Source organism: Methanocalculus sp. (assembly GCF_029762515.1).
Classification (GTDB): domain Archaea; phylum Halobacteriota; class Methanomicrobia; order Methanomicrobiales; family Methanocorpusculaceae; genus Methanocalculus.
Genome location: NZ_JARVGN010000041.1, coordinates 1 through 9,126 on the forward strand (window position 1 = coordinate 1; position 9,126 = coordinate 9,126).

Annotated in this window: 9 protein-coding genes; 7 read left to right on the forward strand and 2 right to left on the reverse strand. The window is 48.8% G+C overall.

What is annotated here, in order from left to right:
- Positions 1-839, forward strand: an 839-nt coding sequence (locus tag QCH34_RS02440; RefSeq protein ID WP_300329528.1) for a HAMP domain-containing sensor histidine kinase, incomplete at its 5' end; no start/stop codon positions are given.
- 38 nt (positions 840-877) lie between these two features.
- On the opposite strand, the gene QCH34_RS02445 is transcribed toward QCH34_RS02440, so the two are convergent.
- Positions 878-1,753, reverse strand: coding sequence for a type II CAAX endopeptidase family protein (locus QCH34_RS02445; protein WP_300329531.1), 876 nt, complete (start codon positions 1,751-1,753; stop codon positions 878-880).
- Positions 1,754-2,025: 272 nt separating this feature from the next.
- On the opposite strand from QCH34_RS02445, the gene QCH34_RS02450 reads away from it, so the two are divergent.
- The 6 genes from QCH34_RS02450 to QCH34_RS02475 all read left to right on the forward strand — a co-directional run bounded on the left by QCH34_RS02450 (position 2,026) and on the right by QCH34_RS02475 (position 8,637).
- Entirely contained in the window at positions 2,026-2,736 is a 711-nt protein-coding gene (locus tag QCH34_RS02450; protein WP_300329534.1) for a DUF6293 family protein, read from the forward strand.
- Between the two features lie 262 nt (positions 2,737-2,998).
- On the forward strand, positions 2,999-3,805 hold the full coding sequence (locus QCH34_RS02455) for a class I SAM-dependent methyltransferase (protein ID WP_300329537.1): 807 nt from the start codon (positions 2,999-3,001) through the stop codon (positions 3,803-3,805).
- Positions 3,806-3,856: 51 nt separating this feature from the next.
- Positions 3,857-5,800 (forward strand): serine hydrolase domain-containing protein, encoded by a 1,944-nt coding sequence (locus QCH34_RS02460; RefSeq protein ID WP_300329540.1) that lies wholly within the window; start codon positions 3,857-3,859, stop codon positions 5,798-5,800.
- A gap of 206 nt (positions 5,801-6,006) precedes the next feature.
- Positions 6,007-6,249 carry a type II toxin-antitoxin system HicB family antitoxin gene (locus QCH34_RS02465; protein WP_300329542.1) on the forward strand — a complete coding sequence of 81 codons (243 nt, stop codon included), beginning with the start codon at positions 6,007-6,009 and terminating at the stop codon, positions 6,247-6,249.
- A 449-nt stretch (positions 6,250-6,698) separates the two neighbouring features.
- Positions 6,699-8,117 carry a transposase gene (locus QCH34_RS02470; protein ID WP_300329545.1) on the forward strand — a complete coding sequence of 473 codons (1,419 nt, stop codon included), beginning with the start codon at positions 6,699-6,701 and terminating at the stop codon, positions 8,115-8,117.
- Positions 8,118-8,127: 10 nt separating this feature from the next.
- Positions 8,128-8,637 carry a hypothetical protein gene (locus tag QCH34_RS02475; RefSeq protein WP_300329547.1) on the forward strand — a complete coding sequence of 170 codons (510 nt, stop codon included), beginning with the start codon at positions 8,128-8,130 and terminating at the stop codon, positions 8,635-8,637.
- A 61-nt stretch (positions 8,638-8,698) separates the two neighbouring features.
- Here the strand turns inward: QCH34_RS02475 and QCH34_RS02480 are convergent.
- A partial coding sequence (locus QCH34_RS02480; protein ID WP_300329551.1) for a TOBE domain-containing protein occupies positions 8,699-9,126 on the reverse strand: 428 nt, incomplete at its 5' end.

Sequence of the window (9,126 nt, forward strand, 5' to 3'; positions counted from 1 at the left end):
CGATCAACCAGAACCATATAATCAGCAGAACCGGCAAAAGACTCCTCATCGAGTGGCATGGACGGCGGGCATCTTCCGGTGGTATGGCACCCGGATTTATTGTCGGAGTCGGGATTGATATTACCGGGAGAATACAGGCCGAAGATTCACTCAGGGAAGCAAACCGGAAATTAAACCTTCTCTCAAGCATCACCCGCCATGATATACTGAATAAGATAATGACAATCAAAGGGTACCTGGAAATTGCCGGTGAGACAGAATCAGATGAGGAACTCGCAGAATACCTTGAGCAGCTGAAAGCCGCTGCTGATGCAATAGAAAGACAGATTGAGTTTACCCGCCAGTATGACCAGATCGCTGTAAATGAACCTGAGTGGATCTCGTTATCCGGCCTTCTGGAAGAGATAGATGATTCATTGTTACCAATCACTGCTGTTTGTGATCCTGTGCTGATCTATGCCGAGCCGATGATCGGGAAGGTCTTTATGAACCTCTATGATAACGCCCAAAGGCATGCAGAAGGGGCAACAGGCATAACAATTCGATGCCAGGAGAGGGATGACGGCCTCCTTATCACCTGGGAGGATGACGGACAAGGCATCCCCTATGATCAGAAAGAGATGATCTTTGAGAGCGGGGTTGGAAGACATACGGGTTTTGGCCTTTTCCTTGTCAGTGAGATCCTTGAGATTACCGGAATTACCATTTCAGAGACCGGGGTGCCCGGAGAGGGGGCGAGGTTTGAAATCCTGGTTCCAAAAGGAGGATTTTGTATTCAACCTTCAATGGAAGAGATAGATTCCGATCAGGGAGGGAACCATTCCTTCTCTGGACAATAAGTGTCTGAGAGCATTCACACCAGAGTCTGATCTCATGCTCACACCCCCTCTGCCGGCAGTTTTGGCAGTGCATTTCTGTAATGCCAGAAGATGAGTGCGAGAACCACATAAAAGGCAGCAGCAAACCAGCCAAATTCCCCAAGCATCATCTCCCCGGCATCAGTCATTTGGGTAAGTGCCGGGTAGAACTGCTGGATAAGATAGTTCCAGAAGCCATGAAAAAGGACGGCAGCCCAGACACTTCCCGACATAAGGCGGAGCCAGGCAAGGATGAGTCCTGCACCCATCACTGAGGGGATGAAGACGGCAAGGGAGAAGGCAAGAGATCCAGCCCCATGATAGGATCCAAAGATGATCAGCGGGAAGTGCCAGACCGTCCATATGCCGCCGGATATCAGTGCGAGGGGTGTGAAGCTCTGGAACCGGGCAAGTTCCGGAACCAGAAATCCCCGCCATCCGAACTCCTCACCGGCTGCTGCGAAAAGGTTGAATCCAACTGCGATGGTGAGTGTGGGGATGAAACTGATTGAGAGGAGAATCGCTGCACCCTCATGGCTGAAGGGGGCTATAGCTGATATCCAGGCCGATCCAAACATCAGGAGCCCTGCTCCAATTGGAATGAGCACAGCAACAAGGAGCCAGATCGGCTTTTTGACAGCCATTCCAAATCCCTTCAGGTTCCGCTGAAAGTACAGGCGGGTAATTATGGCAGCAAGCGTCGGGCACCACATCACGGCGATAGTATAGAGATAGAGGCGGGTCGCATTGTCTGCCAGTGCAGGTGTCCCTGAGATCAGGTACCAGAAGAGTGAAGAGAAGATGAAGGTGAGGATGACGAATATCGAGACCGTGATCTTTGGATTTGGGGGGATAGTGTATCCTGTTTTGATACCAAAGGAAGCAGTGGATTCCATATACTAATCTTTTTCATAGAGATTAATATTGTGATTCCGGTATTTTCAGGCTACTTCACCGGGGTTATGTGAGAGAGAGAGAGAGTCCATCCATAAATATAATCGTCAATGCTCTACATGATTCCTGTATTTTCAGAATATATGCATAACTATTGCCTGAGAAATGAATTGATGAGTGAAAAGACAAAAGTCAACTTTAATTTAGGGACTTCGAAAAAGAGGTTGATCCATAGAAAGATATATACACGATTCAACGTGATAGCTATATGTACATGCCAACTACACACATTGTTTTTGTGGGAAACCAGAAGGATCGCCTGATCGAGTCGATCAGCGCCCTTCGTGAGATTCCTTTTTCAAAACTCTTTCTTATCGTCGGGGAAGATAAAAATAAAGCCAGTGAACAAAATATAAAAAAGATTGCCAAGCAGATTCAGACCGAGCTGAAGATGCTCTGGGATATTGACATCCGGGCAGTTGACAAGCAATCTGTTCTGAAGGCAGCAAACCAGCTCTTCACGATGATCACTGAAGAGAAGATGATAGGAAATGATGTCTTCCTGAATACATCCGGCTCAACCCATACCCTGTCGGTTGGTGCCTATATCGCCGCCTGCATGACCGGATCGAAGATGATAACAGCCATTCCGAAATATGATGACATGGGAGAAGAGATCGGAATTGAGGAGGTCATTGAGATCCCGGTCATCCCGGTGGATTATCCTGGTGAAGAGCAGCGGCATATCATCACTCTCATTGGAGAGGGAGTCGAGTCACTTGACAGCCTTATCTTCATGATCACTCCCGATATCGAGAAGGATAGCAAGGAGTTCAGGAGCGAGCGGAGCCGGCTCTCCCACCACCTCTCAAAGCTTGAAGAGGCCGGGTTCATTAAAAAGGCAAAGAAAGGACGCAATATCTCGATACGGCTCACTGAACTGGGCAGAATGCTCGCCGATATGGTAAATTCAAAACTTATATAATCACTTTTTTCCTCCAGACAGTAAAGGATTGAGAGCTGTTTGGTGACTATTTGCACAAAACGAGAGAATAGCATTCAGGAAGAATGATACACAGTCCGGGGCATTTTATTTTCCATATAAACTGACGAATTCTTCCTGATTCGCCAAAAAATGAGTCTGATGCTGTTTGGGCGATGAGATCAGTGACCCCGTCACCTTTTTGTACATCAATACCCAATAATGAATACGTTAGAACATGAGTGGACAAAAAGAAACACAAGATATGAGCAGACCATATATTCACGGCAGATCAAAGAGAGAGGCGGAACGACTCTCCGATCAGGCAGATACACTCACCCGGATCCTTCACCATGATACCAGATATCCACACGGATGCAGGGTGCTTGAAGCAGGATGCGGTGTCGGTGCCCAGACTGCGATACTCTCTGCCCATTCTCCGGGAGCAACGATAACATCAGTTGAGATATCAACAGAATCTCTCCGGATTGCCCGGTGGAGAATGAGAGAATTGCATATTAAAACAGTTGACCTTGTGAATGGGGATATCTTCACTCTCCCCTTCCGCGAGTCTGCTTTTGATCATATCTTTGTCTGCTTTGTGCTTGAACACCTCCACAACCCACGCTCGGCACTTCTGAAACTACGCTCCCTGCTGAAGACGGGTGGAACGATTACAATCATTGAAGGTGACCATGGATCAACCTTCTTCCACCCCGACAGCCCATTTGCACAGGAAACCATTCGAACGCTTGTTTCGCTCCAGGCAGAGAAAGGAGGAGATGCCTGCATCGGGAGAAGACTCTATCCGCTCATGAAAGAGGCAGGGTTCTCTGATGCGGCGGTGTCAGAGAGGATGGTGTATGTGGATGCAGGCAGGCCCGATCTTGTGGAAGGTTTTACCAGAAAAACCTTTATTGCCATGGTTGAAGGAGTTCGCGAAGAAGCACTCGCACGTGGACAGGTATCACAAACTGCCTGGGAGAAGGGGATAGCCGACCTTGAGAGAACTACTGAGGCAGACGGGACGTTCTGCTACACCTTCTTCAAAGGAACTGGTACGAAAGGATAATCATCCAAATAGCTCAGCAAGGCTTATCATCCCTTCAATCCATGAATCCGCATGGACTTTCGAGGGCACTTTCTCCTTCTCCTTTTGATCTGCTTCATAACAGCCCTGCCGGTTGCCGGATCAGATCAGCTCCCTGTGCAGCCACCCGGGCCGCTTGACCCGGAAGAGGTCGAAGCGTTTCTTGATGAGATCATGCCGGCAAACCTCGCCCTCTACAATGTGCCTGGGGCAACGGTTGCGGTTGTGAAAGACGGAAAGCTCGTTATTGTAAAAGGGTATGGTTACAGCGATATCGAAAAGCGGGTGCCTGTGGATGCGGACAATACGCTCTTTCGGATCGGATCGATCACCAAACTCTTCACCTGGACTGCTGTGATGAAGCTTCAGTCTGAAGGCAGAATCGATCTCGATACTGATGTGAACCAGTACCTGAAAGATTTCCAGATACCAGACACCTATCCCGGTGAGCCGATAACAATGCGCCACCTGATGACGCATACTGCCGGGTTTGAAGAGTATATCTGGTTTATGGCAGTTGATAATGTTGATAATATGATATCATTCAGGGACTATTGTGCCGGCTATATGCCCGCACGGGTCAATCCACCCGGCAAGGTCTCATCTTATTCAAATTACGGAACCACCCTTGCAGCAGTTATAATCGAGGATGTCACCGGAGTTCCGTTTGAAGTATATATCAACGACAATATCCTCTCACCACTCCGAATGGAGAGCACCAGTACAGGAGAGGATCTCCCTCCTGAAAGAGCAGAAAGACTCTCGAAGGGATATGTATTCAGCCGGAAGAATCAAGCCATCCATGATGACATCTATAATATCGGGCCTGCCGGAACAATAAGCTCCACAGCACCGGATATGGCGGCATTTCTTGCCATGCATATGAAAGGTGGGAGCCTGGATGATGTCACAATCCTTCCCCGTGACACCGCTGGGCTCATGCATGCAGAGTCATTCACAAATGATCCCCGCGGCTCGGGCATGTGCCTTGGCTTCTATGAGATGCATGTCAATAACAGGCGGCTGATCGGTCATGGCGGAGATACCAACACGTTTCATTCTCTCCTGATCTTCATGCCAACAGAGCAGGCAGGTTTCTTCGTCTCCTATAACAGCGTCGGCGGAGGGGCAGCGAGAAATGAACTGCTCCGGGCATTTATGGATCACTATTACCCGGCAGAAGAGGTAGCAATCCCGGATCCAGATCCACTGAACACTGCCGATCTTGAGAAATATACGGGCACCTATGAGACCAACCGGCGCAATATGGCACATTTTGAGAAGTATGTCGCCAAACGATCACCAATTGTGGTCTCTGTTTCAAGTGATGGAACACTCCTCCTTGAGCACCCCGGAAATGCTCAGGAATATTATATGATTGAAAAGGATATCTTCGCACTCCCGGATGGAGACCCCCAGTGCACCGGAAACCTCATCTTTCATCTCGGTTCTGCCGGGAGGCCGGAGTTTTTCGTCCTTCAAAACGTCCCAATTCTCACTTTTGAGAGGCTTGCCTGGCATGATACACCGTCATTTCTGGAGAATGTGAAAAATGTCGCCGGGATTATTCTTGCAACGGTACTCGTCTGGCCGCTCCTCGCTGCATTCAGGCGGGCATATGCTATACCTGAAAAGGCAATGCCACGCCACGCCCGGATTGCCCGGTGGATTGCCGGTGCATCCGCGTTCTCGCTCCTTGGATTCGTCCTGGTAATACTACCCGAAATCATAGATAACGAGACACTCGTCTCAACATACCTGATCAGTCCGGTTCCACCAGTTGAGTTTACCCTCGCCCTGATTGTCCCGGTACTTTCGCTTCTGTTGACGCTGCTGACAGTTGGTTTCGCTGCCATTGCCTGGAAAGAAGGGTACTGGAACCGCCTGCACAGAATCCATTATACGGTTGTTGCTGCTGCCGCAGTTGCGATGCTCTGGTGGATCAATTCCTGGAATCTCTGGGTATTCTGCCTCTGAGATTCACTATTTTTTGTATCTTCTCCGAACTCCCCCATACCAGGTTTAAATAGATTCTTATTAGCTGCTCAGATATCATCAGGAACCCTACACACCAGGATAATTGCCCCTCTTCGAATCAAGAGAGGGAAAAATGAGTGATCCATTGTTTCCCTCCATTCGATCTCCGGGCATACACATACCTTTATAGAATGTCCTGACAGAATATGATCTACGATACCATTATGAAATTCTCTCTCATTGTCGAAAAGGACGAGGATGGGCGGTATGTCGTGGAGTGTACTGACCTGCCGGGATGTATGAGCGAAGGAGAAACGCTCAAAGAAGCTATTGACAATATCCATGAAGCAATCATTGGCTGTCTGAGCTCGAGATTAAAGATGGCATCTGAGAATATCCAGATCAGTTCTCTTCCATCTCATATGAGGACTTTTTTTCCAAATTTCTGATCATCTAATCCCTGATTCCTGAGTAAAAGAATCTAAATGTCGTGGCTTCATCCTCACAAATGATCCCCTTTCATACAAGCGACAGTGCATAAGAAACTGTGGTTGAGGAAGAGAGAGGAAACAGTAACAAGTAATGGGCGCGAAGCGCCATCTATCCTCAATGGCGGGGCTATAAGCCTCGCTTGGTGACCGATAGGTCGCCTTCACCGAGCTCCGAAGGGGGATGGCAGTGCCCCCCCGGAGGATGTTCGGTGACCAGTCCTAACAAGTGTATGAATTCACATCTGACGATCAAGGGGTTTGAATCATGCACTTGGAACAACTCAATCTCGTGCTGAAGATCCATGATTCATCTAAAAGGGCGAGGAGACCCCGGCATTCATGCCGGGGAGGAATCGCCCATAATTGAACCATAACCCATATCCTGTAGTACAACCCATATGCATCAAATGGTAATTCGAACGGTGTCAAACTATCTGCGACTGTCACAACGACAGTATCATATTATTGACACACTCGCATACCATTCAAAGAATTTGTACAATGTTGCATTGTACAATACCCGGCAGCATTACTTCGAATATTGCGAAAATGCTCCGATCTTCCAAGCGGTTCGACCGGATATTGCTGCAAACGTCACCATCTGTATCGGTTCCTTTCTCCCCTATACCCGGAAGAAAGACTTTCCCTACAAAGATGTCTCAAATTATGTCCAATCCCGCCAGAATGAGAACTATCCGCTGCTCCATAGTGATGTTGCGCAACAGACGATTAGGAGTGTTGAAGAAGCGTACACCTCGTATTTTGCACTCATGCGGATGTACCACTGTGGCGAACTCAGCAGCCAACCACGATCCCCGCGCTATCTGGACAAAAATGGCAGGTACAAACTGGCATTTCCTGCATCGCATATCACAATGCGGAATGGATATGTCACTCTCGGCATGTCACGGATGTTTAAAAAACAGCATAGATTAACCGGGAAAGAACTGACATTCAAAATCCCGCCACACATTCAACCAAACCAGATCCGTGAAGTGACTCTTGTTCCACACCATAACGGGAAGGTATACACGATCGAATTTGCGTATACGGCTCCCCCTCAACCAACACATCTCAATCCTGACCATTATCTTGCGATTGATCTCGGCGTTACCAATTTTGCAACAATCGTTGACACTGCTACCGGGACTGCCTCGATTATCGATGGTACGTATCTAAAATCAATCAACCGGTGGTACAACAAAGAAAACGCCCGATTACAATCGATTAAAGATAAACAGGGATTAACCGAGGAGTTTACGCACCGCCAGTCACGCCTCCTCATCAGACGAAATAACAAAATCGATGAGGCGATGAACCGATTTGTCGCTTATCTCATCAAATTTGCATGTGATCACGAAATCGGTACCATTATTGTGCCACGATGGGATGGGATCAAACAAGAGATCAATCATGGTGCGAGAAACAACCAGAATTTCGTCCAGATTCCCTATGCGAAATTTCGACGGAAATTACAGGCAAAATGTGAGATATTCGGGATACACTTTGACGACTCCCATGATGAACGGTACACATCGCAGGTTGATGCCCTGGCACTCGATCCGATCCAGAAACCATGGTATGGAAGATGCCGTCGTATCAGCCGGGGACTGTACCAGAGTAGTTCCGGTATCGTGATCAATGCGGATGTCAATGGTGCGTTAAACCATTTGAGAAAAGTAGCTGGTGATTCGGTTATGACACCGATAATCAGTAGCGGTCGCGTCAACCGACCGGTACGAATAAGGCTCAACTACGAGCAACCTTCGTGCACATTAAATTGCAATGTCTGTGGTAACACCGCTATTGCAAGCCCCGCCGTTTAGGGCGGGGTAGTTGACCCATCATCTTGCCGATTCCAACCTCCTGAAGCGCTGCGGAGAGGAGCTGGCAGAGCATTTCAGGCATCTCTCCCCGACAAAGATACTGACCGCCGAGGTGAGCGGAATACTCGCGGCACTCCCCACCGGAATGGAGCTTGGCATACCGGTATTAATCGCCAGAAAAGAGGTCCCGAAGACGATGCAGGGACCATATTTTCACGATAGCCTGCATTCACGGACAAAAGGACACAACAAGACGGATCTCTTCATCCTGACGGAATACATTGGGAGCCAGGACCGGTTGCTGATCATCGATGATGTGCTGGCACGGGGGGAGACTGCCGCCGCACTGATCAGGGTTGCCGATTTGGCGGGTGCGGAGGTTGTTGGTGTCGGGGTGCTTGTTGAGAAGACATTTGAGGCAGGGAGGGATCGGATCCGGGCAGGAGTCCCGGTGCATGCTCTTTGTACAATAATGGGGGTTTGCGGTGGACGGATATTGATCGAAGAGGATGATCGATAATCCCATTTCACAATGCAAGGCAGGAAAAGAGGAAGAAGAGATGAAAAAATGATGACCTGCCCTACCTCTTCACCACATGCACAGCCGAGGCCTTGAAAGATGCGCAGATCTCAGATCCCACACTGATCCCAAGCTCCTCGGTTGCCTTCCAGGTGATAACGGCGATGAGCTGTATCCCGCAGTCAAGGATGAGGCGGTTCAAGGGTCCCATCGGGATGATCTCAACCACCTTTCCGGGGAGGATATTCCTGACACTTGTCGCATGTTCGCCTGTACAACTGAGGGCGATATCCTCAGGCCTGAGGAAGAGATGTACATGAGTGCTCTCTGTAAGCGGGGAGATCGCATACAGAAGCGTACCATCTGCCTCGATAGTGGCAAGGCCGCCGTCTTTTCCAGTGATGGTACCCTCGATAATATTCTCAATTCCGACAAAACGGGCAACGTAACGGTCATGGGGAGCTGAAAAGATCTCACGGGGGGTACCAA

What these genes read in the sequence shown, in the direction of transcription:
- QCH34_RS02445 (WP_300329531.1), bottom strand. Translation starts at nt 1,753, where the DNA reads ATGGAATCCACTGCTTCCTTTGGTATCAAAACAGGATACACTATCCCC.
- QCH34_RS02450 (WP_300329534.1), top strand. Translation starts at nt 2,026, where the DNA reads ATGCCAACTACACACATTGTTTTTGTGGGAAACCAGAAGGATCGCCTG.
- QCH34_RS02455 (WP_300329537.1), top strand. Translation starts at nt 2,999, where the DNA reads ATGAGCAGACCATATATTCACGGCAGATCAAAGAGAGAGGCGGAACGA.
- QCH34_RS02460 (WP_300329540.1), top strand. Translation starts at nt 3,857, where the DNA reads ATGGACTTTCGAGGGCACTTTCTCCTTCTCCTTTTGATCTGCTTCATA.
- QCH34_RS02465 (WP_300329542.1), top strand. Translation starts at nt 6,007, where the DNA reads ATGATCTACGATACCATTATGAAATTCTCTCTCATTGTCGAAAAGGAC.
- QCH34_RS02470 (WP_300329545.1), top strand. Translation starts at nt 6,699, where the DNA reads ATGGTAATTCGAACGGTGTCAAACTATCTGCGACTGTCACAACGACAG.